General features: G+C 45.0%; 12 protein-coding genes. 6 read left to right on the plus strand and 6 right to left on the minus strand.

All coding sequences use genetic code 11. The features are described from left to right. Positions 1 to 3: 3 nt before the first annotated feature. Together B5X68_RS15520 and pgmB are read right to left on the minus strand one after the other, a co-directional pair. The gene (locus B5X68_RS15520) at positions 4 to 2,319 is read right to left on the minus strand and encodes a glycoside hydrolase family 65 protein (protein WP_082215651.1); all 2,316 of its coding nucleotides are present in this window, start codon (positions 2,317 to 2,319) and stop codon (positions 4 to 6) included. A 38-nt stretch (positions 2,320 to 2,357) separates the two neighbouring features. After that, entirely contained in the window at positions 2,358 to 3,014 is a 657-nt protein-coding gene (gene pgmB, locus B5X68_RS15525) for a beta-phosphoglucomutase (RefSeq protein WP_082215652.1), read from the minus strand. Between the two features lie 121 nt (positions 3,015 to 3,135). On the opposite strand from pgmB, the gene B5X68_RS15530 reads away from it, so the two are divergent. The 3 genes from B5X68_RS15530 to B5X68_RS15540 are packed head-to-tail and all read left to right on the plus strand — an operon-like array spanning position 3,136 to position 6,838. Further along, a complete protein-coding gene (locus B5X68_RS15530) occupies positions 3,136 to 4,875 on the plus strand; it encodes an alpha-amylase family protein (protein WP_082215653.1) in 1,740 nt (579 codons plus the stop codon). Between the two features lie 52 nt (positions 4,876 to 4,927). Beyond that, entirely contained in the window at positions 4,928 to 5,746 is an 819-nt protein-coding gene (locus tag B5X68_RS15535; RefSeq protein WP_082215772.1) for an N-acetylmuramoyl-L-alanine amidase-like domain-containing protein, read from the plus strand. 3 nt (positions 5,747 to 5,749) lie between these two features. Beyond that, positions 5,750 to 6,838, plus strand: coding sequence for a mechanosensitive ion channel family protein (locus B5X68_RS15540; RefSeq protein WP_082215654.1), 1,089 nt, complete (start codon positions 5,750 to 5,752; stop codon positions 6,836 to 6,838). Between the two features lie 156 nt (positions 6,839 to 6,994). Here the strand turns inward: B5X68_RS15540 and B5X68_RS15545 are convergent, their stop codons facing one another. From B5X68_RS15545 to B5X68_RS15555, 3 genes are all read right to left on the minus strand, one after another. Next, a complete protein-coding gene (locus tag B5X68_RS15545; RefSeq protein ID WP_082215655.1) occupies positions 6,995 to 8,365 on the minus strand; it encodes a HAMP domain-containing sensor histidine kinase in 1,371 nt (456 codons plus the stop codon). Continuing rightward, complete coding sequence (locus B5X68_RS15550) at positions 8,362 to 9,039, minus strand: response regulator (RefSeq protein ID WP_082215656.1); 678 nt, start codon at positions 9,037 to 9,039, stop codon at positions 8,362 to 8,364. Before B5X68_RS15550 ends, B5X68_RS15545 begins: the two co-directional genes overlap by 4 nt. Before the next feature lie 214 nt (positions 9,040 to 9,253). Beyond that, positions 9,254 to 9,811, minus strand: a complete 558-nt coding sequence (locus B5X68_RS15555; RefSeq protein WP_082215657.1) for a DinB family protein — start codon at positions 9,809 to 9,811, stop codon at positions 9,254 to 9,256. 189 nt (positions 9,812 to 10,000) lie between these two features. Here B5X68_RS15555 and B5X68_RS15560 point away from each other — a divergent pair, with 189 nt between their 5' ends. Genes B5X68_RS15560 through B5X68_RS15570 form a run of 3 tightly spaced genes read left to right on the plus strand, consistent with a single transcriptional unit; the run spans position 10,001 to position 13,479 of the window. Continuing rightward, positions 10,001 to 10,612: a DUF4136 domain-containing protein gene (locus B5X68_RS15560; protein WP_082215658.1), complete on the plus strand. Its 612-nt coding sequence runs from the start codon at positions 10,001 to 10,003 to the stop codon at positions 10,610 to 10,612. A gap of 2 nt (positions 10,613 to 10,614) precedes the next feature. Continuing rightward, positions 10,615 to 11,277 (plus strand): hypothetical protein, encoded by a 663-nt coding sequence (locus tag B5X68_RS15565; RefSeq protein ID WP_082215659.1) that lies wholly within the window; start codon positions 10,615 to 10,617, stop codon positions 11,275 to 11,277. Positions 11,278 to 11,334: 57 nt separating this feature from the next. Next, on the plus strand, positions 11,335 to 13,479 hold the full coding sequence (locus B5X68_RS15570; protein WP_082215773.1) for a hypothetical protein: 2,145 nt from the start codon (positions 11,335 to 11,337) through the stop codon (positions 13,477 to 13,479). Between the two features lie 61 nt (positions 13,480 to 13,540). Here the strand turns inward: B5X68_RS15570 and pheA are convergent, their stop codons facing one another. Continuing rightward, complete coding sequence (gene pheA, locus B5X68_RS15575) at positions 13,541 to 14,614, minus strand: prephenate dehydratase (RefSeq protein ID WP_082215660.1); 1,074 nt, start codon at positions 14,612 to 14,614, stop codon at positions 13,541 to 13,543. Positions 14,615 to 14,676: the final 62 nt, after the last annotated feature.

Raw genomic sequence — 14,676 nt, forward strand, 5'->3', positions numbered from 1 at the left:
CTTTTACACCCTAACGCTACCAAATGCGTCGATGAACAAACGTTGGTTTCCGAGAAGGATGGTCAGCGATTTACCCGATGTGTTCTGAATGGAAACGTCCGTTTTTGAAACAGAAACGAGCAGCCCTGCTCCCTGAAAACCTATTCTGAACGAATAAGAATTCCATTGCTCCGGCACGTAAGGATTCAACACCAGCATTCCGTCTTTCACTCGCTGACCTGCAAACCCTTTTACAATGCTCATCCACGTTCCTGCCATGGAAGTAATGTGCAAACCGTCCTCAGTATCATTATTATAATCGTCCAGATCCAGCCTTGCCGTACGCACATACATTTCGTAGGCCTTGTCTTTCAACCCAATTTTCGCAGCCAGAATAGCGTGAACGCAAGGCGACAGGGATGACTCATGAACGGTCATAGGCTCGTAAAATTCAAAATTGCGCTTGATTTCCTCAGTTTGAAACTCATCCTCGAAGAAGTAAAGGCCCTGCAAAACATCCGCTTGTTTGATGAAGCACGATCGCAGGATCCTATCCCAAGACCAGTTTTGATTGATCGGACGCTCGCCCGCAATGTCATCAACGGTGAGGATTTCCTTGTCCAGAAAACCTTGTTGTTGCAAATAAACCTTCCTTTTTTCATCGTATGGAAAGTGCATATTTTCAACAATATGCTTCCAGGATTCCATTTCGCTGTTCAGGCTGAAATTGGTCCTGATAATGATCTCGTTAAGCTTACGGGAATCCTGGGTCCACAATTTGCCGATAATTTCCAGCGTGTAACGTAAAGTCCAGCAGGCAATGTAGTTGGTATACCAGTTGTTGTTAACATTGTTTTCATACTCATTAGGCCCGGTGACGCCCAACATGACATATTGCCCTTTTTCCTTCGACCAGTTTATGCGCTGTTTCCAGAACCTGGAAATACCGATCAAAACTTCGAGCCCTTCGTCATTTACATAACTATCATCACCTGTGTAGCGTGTATAATCATAAATTGCGTAAGCTATTGCGCCGTTTCTATGGATCTCTTCGAAAGTAATTTCCCATTCATTATGGCACTCCTCGCCATTCATTGTCACCATTGGATAGAGCGCTGCGCCGTCTGTAAAACCGAGCTTTTCAGCATTTTCAATTGCCTTATCCAATTGTTTATACCTATAAACAAGCAGGTTACGCGCAACTTTCTGTTCAGCAGTTGACAGGTAAAAAGGAATGCAGTAAGCCTCCGTGTCCCAGTATGTGCTGCCGCCGTATTTTTCACCGGTAAACCCTTTCGGGCCAATGTTCAAACGCTCGTCTTCGCCCGTATAGGTTTGTCCCAAATGGAAAATGTTAAAACGTATTCCTTGTTGCGCCGCAATGTTGCCCTCAATGGTAATGTCGTTTCGCTCCCATTTTTCGGCCCATGCCTGAATGTGCGTTTCTAATAACCGATCAAATCCTTCCTCCGCAATGCGTGCTACGTAAGCTTTGCACTCTTCCAATAATTTCTCCTTTGGATAATTAGTTGAAGAAAGATTGACCCCATACTTATATACGCTAAGCTCCTGACCCTCTTTTACTTCCACTTTTACAGTCCCGGCTACGTATTTATCAATCTTCACGGGCAACGACTGATACTCGGTTTTCAAGCCATTTAGCTTGATATCGAACGACATTCCCGTCGCAACCTGGAACAATTCGACGCCGTAAGGATTTTGTTTGGTTTCAAGGATCAGGTAACCCTGCGAAAAGCCCGTTTCCTTATGCACTTCATTCCAGAAAGACTCGTCGTAATTGGAATCCCGGTTCCTGATATTACCGTCCAGATAGGGCGTAATTGTAACGTTATCACTGAAATTCAACGGGGTAAGCTTGTAACTGATTGCGCCGGATTCGTCGTCCGCCATGCTGCAAAAGCGCTTCGAATGAATTTTGATCCGCCTCCCTTCTGCCAGTTTCACAGTCGCTATCCTTTCAAGGACGCCTTCCTTCATGTTTAAAACACGGCTGAATGTTTCGATCTCGCACATATTTAAGTCCAGCACCTCCTCCCCGATCTTGATATCGATCCCAATCCAGTTGCATGCATTCAGCACTTTGGCGAAATAATTTGGATAACCATTTTTCCACCAGCCTACGCGCGTCTTGTCAGGAAAATAAACCCCCGCAACGTAATTTCCTGGCAATGATTTGCCGGAATAATGTTCTTCAAAGTTGCCGCGCTGACCCATCCGGCCATTGCCCAAACTCATTAGGCTTTCGGTAATCTCATTATATTCAGCATGGAAGCCGTTTTCTACTATGCACCATTCATCATGGGTGATGTAATTTTTCATCCGGGTAATGTGTAACTGTAAAATTAAAAATGAGCAGCTTATGCAAAAGCCACTTCCAGATCTTCAAAATGAAAATCGGTAAATCCGGGAATAACGATGTCTGCTTGTGTCAAAACGGCCTTTTCTCCGACTCCAACCGCGAGCATTCCCGCTGCTTTCGCCGATTGGATGCCAGCCACCGCATCTTCAAAAACAACACATGCTGCCGGCGATGCGTCAAGATCTGCGGCTCCTATTAAAAAAACCTCCGGATCTGGCTTTCCTTTGGTAATCCGGTTTCCGTCTACAATGGTTTCGAAATAAGAAAGCATATCAATGCGTTCCAGAATCACTTTTGCATTCTTGCTGGCAGAACCCAAACCAATTCTAATGCTCCTGTTTTTCAACTCGTCCAAAAACTCCCGAATGCCCGGAAGCGTGTCCGCGGGCGTCATTTGCATGCACAATGCTAGGTAACGGCTGTTTTTCTCCGTAGCGCGCTGCAATTTCTCCTCCTCTGAAAGTTTCACGCCGCCAATCGCCAGGATAATTTCAAGCGATTCCATCCTGCTAATGCCCTTCAAGAGTTCATTTTGTGCGTGGGTGAGGTCAAATCCGAGATTATTGGCAAGTTGCCGCCACGCAATATAATGGTATTTGGCTGTATCGACAATTACTCCGTCCAGATCAAAAAGGCACGCTTCTATTGAGGGCATATTATTTCAAATTTAATATCTTGCAAAATAGTAAAATTTTCCAAGCTCATTTCCGCAAGCCGTCTCAGAACGCGCCGGGAGGGGTTTGGCCATATGATTTTTATAAATAATTCAACTTGATATGCCCGCAATTAACAAGGATAAGTTCATAGTATATCAGGTATTTACCCGCTTATTCGGGAACCAATGCACGACCAATAAATTTTATGGCACCATTGAGGAAAATGGCTGCGGAAAATTCAATGATATTACCGAAACCGCGCTCCTTGCGCTCAAAGATTTCGGCATTACGCACGTTTGGTACACCGGCATTTTGGAACACGCCACGCTAACAGATTACAGCGAATTCGGAATAAACGCAGATCATCCATTGATTGTGAAGGGAATAGCAGGCTCTCCTTATGCTGTGAAAGACTATTATGATGTGGATCCTGACCTTGCCGTAGACGTTACCAAGCGCATGGAGGAGTTTGAGCAACTCGTCATTCGTACGCACGGACAGGATTTGAAAGTGATCATTGATTTTATTCCGAACCACGTTGCCCGGCAATATCATTCAAATGCAAGGGCGTTTGGCATCCGTGACTTTGGAGAAGATGATGACAATACAGTTAGTTTTAGTCCCGAAAACAATTTTTATTATATCCCCAACCACGATTTTGTGGTTCCCGAGGGGCATAAGCCGCCCGTAGAAATTGCCGCACCGTATCACGAAAGGCCCGCCAAAGCTACGGGAAACGACGTTTTTCAGGCGCAGCCCAGCCAGTATGACTGGTATGAGACCATTAAGCTGAATTATGGTGTGGATTATCAAAATGGCGGATTACGGTATTTCGATCCGATCCCTTCCACCTGGCTGAAAATGTATGATATCCTGCGTTTCTGGACTGAAAAAGGGGTGGATGGCTTTCGGTGCGATATGGCTGAAATGGTGCCTGCGGAATTCTGGGCCTGGGTCATCCCCGAAATTAAGAAGCTGAAAGAGAGCGTTATCTTCATCGCAGAAATTTACAATCCCGCTGAATATCACCATTACATCAAAACAGGGAAGTTTGATTACCTGTATGATAAGGTGGGACTTTATAACTCCTTACGAAGCCTGATTGAAGGCAGCGGGACTGTTGAAAACATTACCAGGATCTGGCAGCAGGAGTCGGGCGATATCAGTGAAAATATGCTCCGGTTTCTCGAAAATCACGATGAACAGCGCATTGCATCCCGCTACTTTGCAGGCGATCCCTGGGCGGCGGTTCCGGCGATGACATTAAGTGCAACATTGCATACGGGCCCAATGATGATCTATTTTGGTCAGGAGTTGGGCGTCAATCCTGTTGAGACAGAAGGCTTCCAGGGAGAAGACGGCAGGACTACGATCTTTGATTATTGGGGCGTTACCGAGTTCCAGCAATGGGTTAATGGTGGGAAATTTGATCTTGAAAAACTTAGCGCGGACCAGAAAAAATTACGTGCTTTTTATGAAACTTTAAATCATTTTGTCCTGGAAAACGAAGCCGTTTACGCCGGATCATTTTATGATCTTCAATATGTGAATGTTGACGGACAGTCTCAAAATTATAACAAAACACTGCAATACAGCTACTTGCGTTTCACCGAAAATCAAAAGCTTCTTTTTATTTATAATTTTGACAAAGTAAATACCGTTGATACATCCGTAAAAATCCCGCAGGATGCCTGGGCAAACTTTTTGAAGCTAGGCAATACAGCAGCTTACAGATTGAAACCGGTTTTCCCTTTATTTTCGCCTTCGCCGAGCTTGCGGACCAATGGAATTACGTCAACCGGAGTTCAGGTTGGATTACTGCCCAACTCTGTATCTGTCTATGAAATTGAAGCCAAATAAGGATGATAAAAGTCAAATAAAACGCAACTTTACGCAAAAAGGAAATTTAAGCATGATCAGAGTTATAGTTCTATCCATTTTTCTCTTGTCGTCGACTGGCTCATTCGCACAGTTGGCGGTTCAAAAGGTTTTTGCCCAAAAAATGGATTTACCGGAGAGCAGGGATATCGGGACGCAGGTTTTGCGCATGGGGGAATCGTTTCTGGGGACGCCATACGTCGCCGGAACGTTGGAAGCAAATCCGACAGAACGACTCGTTTGTAAATTCGACGGGCTGGATTGCACCACGCTTGTCGAGAGTTCCGTGGCCCTGGCCGTTGCGAAAACAGAGAATCCAACTTATGAAGGTTTCAAGAATGAATTGACCAAGCTGCGTTACCGCGATGGAGTCATTGACGGCTATCCTTCCAGGCTGCATTATGTGCTCGACTGGATGTATGAAAACGAAAAGCGTGGGCGTCTGGAAGATATTACGGCCAAAGTGGGTGGCATTCCGTATAAAAAGGAAATCAATTTTATGTCCAACCATGCTAATTTGTATCCGTCCATGGCTGAAACGGCTGTTTGGGAAAAAGTGCGGGAGCAGGAAGGTCAGATCAATTCGAGAGAGCATAGCTACATTCCAAAATCGGGTATCCACAAGGCCGAACCCATGCTGCACGACGGTGACATTGTTGCTTTTACGTCATCGGTGGAAGGACTGGACGTTAATCATATGGGCATTATTTCCAAAGTCGGCAGCCGTGCTTACCTGATCCACGCTTCACTGACAGGCAAAAAGGTGATTATGACCAGTGTTCCGCTGGCAGAATACGTGGCCTCGGTTCCCAAGCATACGGGCATGATCGTGGCGCGACTCAACGATATCTGATCCATGAACGATTTTTTTAACCTGCTCGATTACCGAAATTCCCCGTGGCTTATTGTGCTCCCGGCGCTGGTAATAGGGCTGATAATCAGTGCCGTAGTTATTAATATTATAAAAATCACAGCTGCAAAAAAAGAATGGCGCGCAGTAAAGGCTGTTAGTGAAAACCTGACAAGTGTTTTGTATTTTTTTATCCCGCTTGTTTTAATCACCGCCGCACTTAAAACTTATTCTCTGACCCATAAAGATTACTACTGGACATTTACGATCAGCAAAGTGGCTTTGATCGCGGTGACCACGTGGCTAATGACCCGGATTGTCATTATTATTGAAAAAGTGCTGATCGATCAGCTGGATTTTAACACTCCGGACAATAACCAGGCGCGGCGATTATTCACGAAGATCAAGTTTGTAAAAAGAATGGTGATCATTCTGATCATTACCATCGGGGTTTCCATTTTACTGCTGAGTTTTGAAAGTGTGCGTCAATACGGCGTTGGTATACTGACTTCTGCGGGTATTTTCAGTGTAATCATAGGTTTCGCTGCGCAAAAATCGCTGGCCAATCTCATGGCGGGCATTCAGATCGCCTTTACACAGCCTATCAAGATAGACGACGTGGTGATCGTAGAAGGGGAATGGGGGCGCATTGAGGAGATTAATCTGACTTATGTGGTCGTTAACATTTGGGACCTGCGCAGGATCGTGCTTCCTATCACGTATTTTATTGAAACACCATTTCAAAACTGGACACGTAATGAAAGTGCGCTGATCGGAACGGCATTTTTTCAGCTTAATTACTTAACGCCTGTTGCAAGGCTCAGGGAAAAATTGAAAGAGATCCTGGATACTACGCCCCTCTGGGATGGCAAATCCTGGGCATTACAAGTGACTGACACCCAAGGCCAGTTAATGATCCTAAGGGCATTGATGTCCGCACGAAATTCTTCTGAAACGTTTGATTTGCGGTGTTATGTCCGCGAAAAAATGATTGAATTCATTTCCCTGGAATATCCCGAAGCGCTGCCGAGTTTCCGCATTGAAGAAGCAAAAAAACAGGAAAGTATGCTGCCTGATAATGAGCCCCGTATATAAAAATTGGCCTCCGAAATATTCGGAAGCCATTCTTTTCTTACTACTCACCTAACTCAATTTAAAGTTTTAACACTGCACGGAATAGCCAATTGCAATTGATACTGCAAATGACATTTCAGAGTGTTAAATGCACATTAACACCGAATTAAAAGAGCGTTAAAACGGAGGAAATTTGAGTATAAATGTCGTCCCGGCCCCTAGCGCCGACTCCACTTCAATGCTGGCACCTTGCATGTTAATGATACGCTTGGTCAATGCCAGGCCTATGCCGTAACCTGCTTTACTGATCGTGGTGGCACTCCTGTAAAAGGTGTCGAAAATGAAAGGCAGCTCGTCGGATGCAATGCCAACGCCGACATCCTTAAAGTCAACCTGGATTAAGTCCTTTTGAATTTTCAGGAACACATTAACAGTCTTGTTATTGGAATATTTACAAGCATTGTCCATGAGGTTCATAAATGCTGTTTTCAGCAGGCTTTCGTCGCCGTATCGCTTCAATTGCTCTTCATCCTCGGGAATCTTGTCGTAATGAATATGCACTTCGTAACCCGGATTTTTCTGTTGCACAGACGCCTTCGCCTGCCAAAGCACTTCATCCACACGGATCTTTGAGAATGTTACCCTGAACGCGTGTTCTTCTGTCCTGGCCAACTCTAGCAACCTGCTAACCAGCTCATTCATTTCCTTGGCCTCAGACCAGATCCCTTTCAGCGCCACTTTATATTCTTCGCTGGCGCGTTCCTTCATCAGGCTCAGTTCGGCTTCGCTCATAATGAGCGCGAGCGGCGTTCGCAGCTCGTGCGAGGCGTGGGATACGAAGTTTTTTTGCGCTAGAAATGCTATTTCCAGCCGGCCGAGCATCTGGTTGAATGTTTGTGCAAGCGCGGCAAGTTCATCCTTTTCGCGCCCTACGGTCACTTTTTCGTGTAAGTTTCCCGCCGAGATGTTGTTAACCTGAGAAATAATGTCTGAAACTGGCTTAATAGCATCGTTGGCAAATTGCCAGCCTGCCACACCTACCAAAATGAGAGATAGCAGCCATCCGATGACCAGGATCTCACGAAGCCGCTTCAACTGGTTCATGCCGGGGACGTCGTTGGCAACGGCCATCACCACCCAGGGTTTCCTGTGATCCTGCAAAACGTGACGAATGATGATGGCTTCTTTTTTATCGTGTTTCGTCCGAATTTCCCGTCCTGCCCGGGCTTCTGCCAATATGGTTTTGGAAAGTGTAAATTTCTCGTTGCCACCTGTGAATATCAGCGAATCCGCCCCGTCGTAGATCGTAATCTCTTCGTTTAAAAAAATCGTATTGTTCTCTTTTTCAATCTTTTCAATGTCGGCCTTGCTGATATCCTGGCTCGCTTCGACCAACTGGGCGATGGTTTGCGCGCGTTCGTTCAGGAAAGAATAAAATTGTTTCTCCCTGTATTGATCGTAGAAATAATAAATGGAGAGGCAGAACAAGGCCATGATGGATCCCACTAGCATGGTAAAAAGCAAGGTCAGGCGGGACTTAATGTTCATTCTTCCTTAAAAATATAACCCATGCCCACAACGGTATGGATCAGCTTGGTAGGATAATCCTTGTCCACTTTTTTTCTTAAAAAATTAATGTAAACATCAATCACATTGGTGCCCGTATCGAAGCGGATATCCCAGACCTGTTCGGCAATGTCTACACGCGAAACGACACGGCCTTTGTTGCGCATCAAGTATTCGAGCAATGCAAACTCCTTGGCAGTGAGGTCAATGCGGTTTCCGCCGCGGCGCGCTACTTTCTCGTCCAGATTGAGTTCGAGATCAGCAAGGCTCAGTATCTGATTAGACTGTTCGCGGTTGCTGTTTCTTTGTGAAAGGACCTTAATACGCGCAATCAATTCCCTGAATTCGAACGGCTTAACCAGGTAATCATCTCCGCCGGCTTCAAAACCATCCAGCTTGTCATCAATGGTTCCCAGGGCGGTTAAAAACAGGATTGGTGTTGCCAGGCCGTCGTGCCGGAGCTGGCGGGCGAGGTCGTATCCATTCAATAAAGGCAGGTTTACATCGAGAATGATGACATCGAAACGATAGTTTGACGCCATTTTCTTCCCTACCTGCCCGTCATATGCTAATTCTACTTCCCAGGACTGTTCTTCGAGGCCCCGTTTCAGGAAACCTGCCAACTTGGGTTCATCTTCGACGATTAAAATTTTCATATATGAGTGGTGAGCAATTTTTTTGCCCAATGTTGCACGGATTTCTCTTTAAAAAAAGGCTGTCCGAAAATATCGGGCAGCCTTTTTGTCTATATCCACACCATTAGAACGCTTGCAACTATCTACAACTTCGTTCTATTATAATGCAAAATACAAATTGTTTATTATAAAACATAGGCAACTTGGCCTTTTTACAAAATTAAATGTAAGTATTTCAGTAATAGTCAGTTCCATTATCAAAGTCGGCACGGTCGTCAAAAGCGCCATAATCATCCTCTTCCAGACGCATTCCTTTTACTGCTTTTTTGATTAACCCGATCTGTCCTGCATGGTAAACGTCGTGCTGGATAACGCCATGAATCAATGTATAATAACTGTAATCCCGGCCCGGCACAAACTCTTCCAGGAAGCTGTCGCTTTCAATCTTTTCAAGTTCCGAGACCAGTTCTTCCTGCGAAAGGCTCAACTCCATTTGAATGGCCTCCCACTCAAATTCATCCACCAAGGGAAACTTCTTCCAGTCCTTGTCCTGTGTTTTAATGTCAAATTCAGCATCTCCCTGAATCTTGCGAACGGCAAATATCCGCCATGTCGTCATGTGGTAAACGATCTCAGCGATCGAGTGCGTGTTACTGCTCAATCTCACTTCCGCCATTTTTGGCGTAACGTCACGCAAAGCTTCAACCACAGACGGGCCATACCAGGCCTCTTCACTTTCGTAGGTGTCGTTGAGTACATCTATAATCCTTAAAATCTCTTCTTTTGTTTCCATATATATACAAATGAGTTTGTACGGGGTTTAAATGATTTACGGTTTTGCTACAACCAATTTAGTTTTACAATAGTCCTGAAAAATATCGGGAACGTTTAAAACTAAAAAATTGGACCGAGAAATAACGAAAAATAAAATGTTCAATTTCAAATTTCGTTTAATTATCATATTTAAATACTCAAAATAAACATGTTAAAAAAAGCTTCATTGTTCATACTCATGGCGGGAATAGGAATGATGTCCTGCTCCAAAGATCCTATCAGTGATTTGTCAACAGAAGAAACCCTCGTTTACATTACAAATCACGATAAAGCTGCCAATTATACGCAATACAAAACATTCAGCATTGTCGATTCTGTGCTCGTTGTTGAAAACGGACAGGCTGGAACTGCATTGACCGAGCTGGACCGGGACGTTTTAATCCGTATCATTTCAAATATGGAAAAATTGGGATACAAATATGTAAGCCCAAAAAGCAAGCCAGACATTGGCATTAATGCGAGCTGGATCACGAACACTTACCTGAATGTTGTTTCGCAGCCTGTATCATCCTATTACGGCGGTTACTGGGGCGGCGGCGGTTATGGTTACGGCTATCCGAGTTATTACCAATATTATCAAACCAGCGAAAGTTACTGGCTGATCTCCATGCTGGACTTCAAGAATCCGAATACGGTGGATAAAACATTTAAGGTTGTGTGGGATGCGCAGATCCGCGGCGCGGGAATCGGTGAAAGACAATATGTGGACACAATGGTTGACTCTATTTTTGGTCAGTCAGGATATTTAAAAATTAATTAGAAATGAAAAAAATCATAATCATTGCCCTTTTCGTCATTGGTGGGTTTTCGTCGTATGCGCAGGAACCGGCGCCTAAGCTTTATACACTCCCTTCTCCATTTGAACGCTATACGCATTACCTGGCCACGGCCAGATTGATGGGCGCTGTGCCGCTGGGATCGTTTTCGGATAATTACATTGATAAGGCTTCATTTCAAAACTACTCTATCTCCATTGAATGGGTTTTGAGAAATTCACCCCTCTCAGTCGGTGGAGAGATTGGCTCGACTTATTTTGAGAAGAGAATTCCAAGGGCGCTTTATGAAAATGGGGACGAAACGCTTTCCGCTGTTCAGACACGGACGGTTTCCCAGTATCCGGTTGAAATTTTCGGGAATTACCATTTCCTGCCCAAAACTTCCAACATACAGCCTTATGTACAGCTGAGCGGCGGAGTGAGCATTCTGGATTACACCTTATATTATGGTAACCTGGCTTCTCAGGACCAGAAAGTAAGGCCGAAATATGGCATTGGCCTAGGTTCAAAGTTCCTTTTCAAACGCGATGGGGCATTTGGTGTCGACGTCCGGGTTAAGTATGATGGCGTTTCTTACAAGCACGAATATATTGACAAAGGAATCTCTTCTGTGAACGGGTCAATTGGTTTATTCTATCGGTGGTGGTAAGTTTGTCTGATCCTTTTCATCAATCCTGAATAATCTGTGCCCAATAATAACAGCATTTTGTCAAAATCAACTTTCTTTTGGATTACCGCATTATTAGTTTTTCTGACGGGGTCCGGCCTTTGGCTTTGGAACCGTTTCGGTCCTTCAACCGGCCGGACCTATCCGCAGAAACTGGAAGCTTACCCGGTTGCAAAAACAATTGATTCGTCCTCTTCTGCCTGCGATCTTGTGATAAGGCGTTATAAGCAGATCGGGGACGAAATGCAGTTTGAACTGGCCGCCAATGCTGGCGGTCTCTCCCCTTATAATGTTGAAATAACGCAAAAAGGCAAAGTATTTCAATTCAAAGAAGTGCCGCACCGTTTCGGGATCTGGCTTTCTATTATGCCACTTACCCTGGAAACCGGTCCGGCGACCATCAAAATCACCAGCTTGGGGCAGCCCGGCTGCGAAACCTCGGCTGCTTTCGAATTTGATACGAAGAAAAAAGTGGAGATTCTGGATCCGCAGAGCTGGATCCGGCAGGGAAGCAAAGACAACTGGCTGGATGTAAGGCCGGTAATGGTCAACGGAAAACTGCATTTGAAGGATTTCGGCAATTATGACGACGGTCGCACAAAAGTCGTTATGATCGATGGCATTGAAGTGAAAGGCCTGGAAAATGGCATTGAAGCGAAACCAGGCTATTTGTATTCCATTACTGCCCGCTGGATCGATGCACCTTACAACGATTGGTGGAACAAAATGCGAAACCGCTCATTAAGGCAGCAAAATATCTGGATCTCCGGAAAACCAGATGCTAAGGAGGATACAAAGCTTACACGCGTTGAAATCCCGCAATGGTTTTCGCCATCGCGGACCATTAATGTGGATTTCGATACTAAATTCCCTGAATTTGAGCCGATTAAAGGCAAGATGGTAATGCAGTACCGCCTGAATGATTACGTCCCGACAGAGAATTACTACAAACGCGGCATCAATTACCTTTCCGGTGGCAAGGACACACCTGCGCCCCGGATGCATTATACGGTTACGCCCAATTATTTTGCAGACAGGGATGAAAAGTGGTTCTCTTCTTTGTCTCAATCAGAAGTGGAAACGTGGGCTGGTGTTCCCAATTTCGGAGTTTATGCGCTGGATTTTGAGTTTTGGAATCAACATTACATCCCCGAAGTGAAGCAGCGGCTTATCTGGTTCGCAAAGACGATTAGAAAGAACAATCCGGATATGTATTTGCTGGATTACTGGGGTGGAGGTGCTTATACCAATCCGCATATCAACACGCTGGGCGGCAAAAGTCCGAAAGAGCTGATGGGCGATTACAATGATCCCAAGTCTAATAATTCAAACTTCGAGCCTTTGCCTAATGGTGAAAGTTTCCAGGACCTGTTCAATGCGACTCCGATTGATGTTTACCCAAAACCCATGTTTGTCATGGACGACGAGGGAAATACACCAAATAATTTCGTGCTGCTATCAGCTATACATTCCCTGCGGATCAATAAGCTGATCCCTTATCAGAAAAATAACAAATTCATATTCTACGGCTGGAACCGCTACATGCCGCTCTACCATGACCCGATCGTGCCCTGGAACTTCCAGCTAACCGAGCCAAAAGGCGAATTGGTAATGAACCAGCTCGAAATGATGCCAGCGAGCCAGGCATTAAGCATGTCGCTCTTTTCACTGATTTTGTTTGACGGCTATTATTTGTGGCACGACAGCGGCCCGAGCAGCAATGATCCCAACGCCTATAATGTAGGAGCCGATGCTTCGCCATGGGGAAACGAGTGGTATCCTGCTGATGGAAAAACACCGAAAACGGAAATCGGCAAAAAGCCGAGAGAACGTGATGCACCCTATTACTGGGACTTCCCTACGGAATTTTATTCACTTGGAAACTGGATGGCAAAGCAGGTGGAAGACGTGATCGTGGGCGGAACAAATCAAGATCTTGCTTTCCAGCTGAATGGAAACTGGATTCAGCCCAAAAAGGAACAGGTTTTACTTGCTATTGACAAGAAAGAGCCATTTGTAACTTCCATCGTCAAAGGAAATCAGATTGTGGTGCTGGGCGTAGACTCATTCCAGTCCCCCACCGCGAACCGCGTGGTGAAAGTCAAATTGCCGGACGGCTCGGAAACGTCCATTGAGCTTTACGGAAACTGGCCATCGCTTTACAGAGGCACATTGAAAAAATAGAGAACATTTAAAACATAATTGCCTGGGGCATAAGCCCCAGGCAATTATGTTTTAAATGTTCTTATGAAACTCTGATATAACTGCCCAGCCATTTCAGGTTTGAACCATATTTATGCATAATTTCCTGCACCGGCGGATCATCCACATGCCCCAGGAATTCCACCAGAAACCATGCCCGGAATGTCGAGGTTCCTCTCAGCGGGCGGCTTTCAATTTTGGTAAGGTTAATGCCCCTGTCATTAAAGTCTTTCAAAAACTCGTATAAAACGCCGGGACGATTTGTATTGGGCAAATTGGCGATAATGGTTGTTTTATCATCATCACTTTTAATGTTAACAAAGTCTTTGGCCAAAATCAAAAAACGGGTCCTGTTCTGATCGCTGTCTTCAATGTTGTCGTAAAGGATCGGAACACCGAAAAGCCTTGCAGAGATCGATGAGCAGATTGCCGCTGCATCGGGTTCCTGAGCGGCCATTTTGGCTGCCTTCGAAGTGGACTCTACGGGAATCAGCTCAATGTCCATTCCTTCCAGATATTCGCTGATAAACTTTCCGCATTGACGGAATGCAATGTCCTTTGAATAGATCCGGCGAATATTTTTCAGCGAATCGGACTGCGACGCGAACGTGAAATGAACTTGTAACAGCACTTCCGCAACGATGGACAAGTTTTTTTCACGCAGAAAATCCACTGTTTCAATTACAATGCCTTCCTGGTTATTCTCAATAGGCACAACACCAAATTTGGCACGACCTGTTTCTACGCTTTCAAATACAGAATGAATGGTTGGCAGAACCAGATATTCACTCATTCCACCAAAACGGCCTTCCGCTGCCTGATGCGTAAAACTTCCTTCCGGACCAAGATAAGCCACTCTTTCGGGCAATTCCAGGTTACGGGAAACTGCGAAGATCTCGAAAAAAATAGCGTCAATAGCCTGCCGTGTAAGCAAACCATCGTTGCGCTTTTCGAGGCGGTCCAGGATCTGCTTTTCTCTTTCGGGGCGATAAATGATAGACTGTGACGAACGTTTCAGGTCTCCTACTTTTTTTACGAGCTCCATACGCTCATTCAAAATACTAAGCAGCTGATCGTCAAGCGAGTCTATCCTGTTTCTTAGGTCTTGTAATTCCACTGAACGGTGATTAATATGTATCAGGAGGTCAAGTAAGATTTAAAGACCCGACACTCCTAATA

It is taken from the genome of Dyadobacter psychrophilus (genome assembly GCF_900167945.1).
In the GTDB taxonomy this organism is placed as follows: Bacteria; Bacteroidota; Bacteroidia; order Cytophagales; family Spirosomataceae; genus Dyadobacter; species Dyadobacter psychrophilus.

Bases quoted from the DNA above. Each gene is read 5' to 3' on its own strand.
- B5X68_RS15520 (WP_082215651.1), bottom strand. From the start codon at position 2,319: ATGAAAAATTACATCACCCATGATGAATGGTGCATAGTAGAAAACGGC.
- pgmB (WP_082215652.1), bottom strand. From the start codon at position 3,014: ATGCCCTCAATAGAAGCGTGCCTTTTTGATCTGGACGGAGTAATTGTC.
- B5X68_RS15530 (WP_082215653.1), top strand. From the start codon at position 3,136: ATGCCCGCAATTAACAAGGATAAGTTCATAGTATATCAGGTATTTACC.
- B5X68_RS15535 (WP_082215772.1), top strand. From the start codon at position 4,928: ATGATCAGAGTTATAGTTCTATCCATTTTTCTCTTGTCGTCGACTGGC.
- B5X68_RS15540 (WP_082215654.1), top strand. From the start codon at position 5,750: ATGAACGATTTTTTTAACCTGCTCGATTACCGAAATTCCCCGTGGCTT.
- B5X68_RS15545 (WP_082215655.1), bottom strand. From the start codon at position 8,365: ATGAACATTAAGTCCCGCCTGACCTTGCTTTTTACCATGCTAGTGGGA.
- B5X68_RS15550 (WP_082215656.1), bottom strand. From the start codon at position 9,039: ATGAAAATTTTAATCGTCGAAGATGAACCCAAGTTGGCAGGTTTCCTG.
- B5X68_RS15555 (WP_082215657.1), bottom strand. From the start codon at position 9,811: ATGGAAACAAAAGAAGAGATTTTAAGGATTATAGATGTACTCAACGAC.
- B5X68_RS15560 (WP_082215658.1), top strand. From the start codon at position 10,001: ATGTTAAAAAAAGCTTCATTGTTCATACTCATGGCGGGAATAGGAATG.
- B5X68_RS15565 (WP_082215659.1), top strand. From the start codon at position 10,615: ATGAAAAAAATCATAATCATTGCCCTTTTCGTCATTGGTGGGTTTTCG.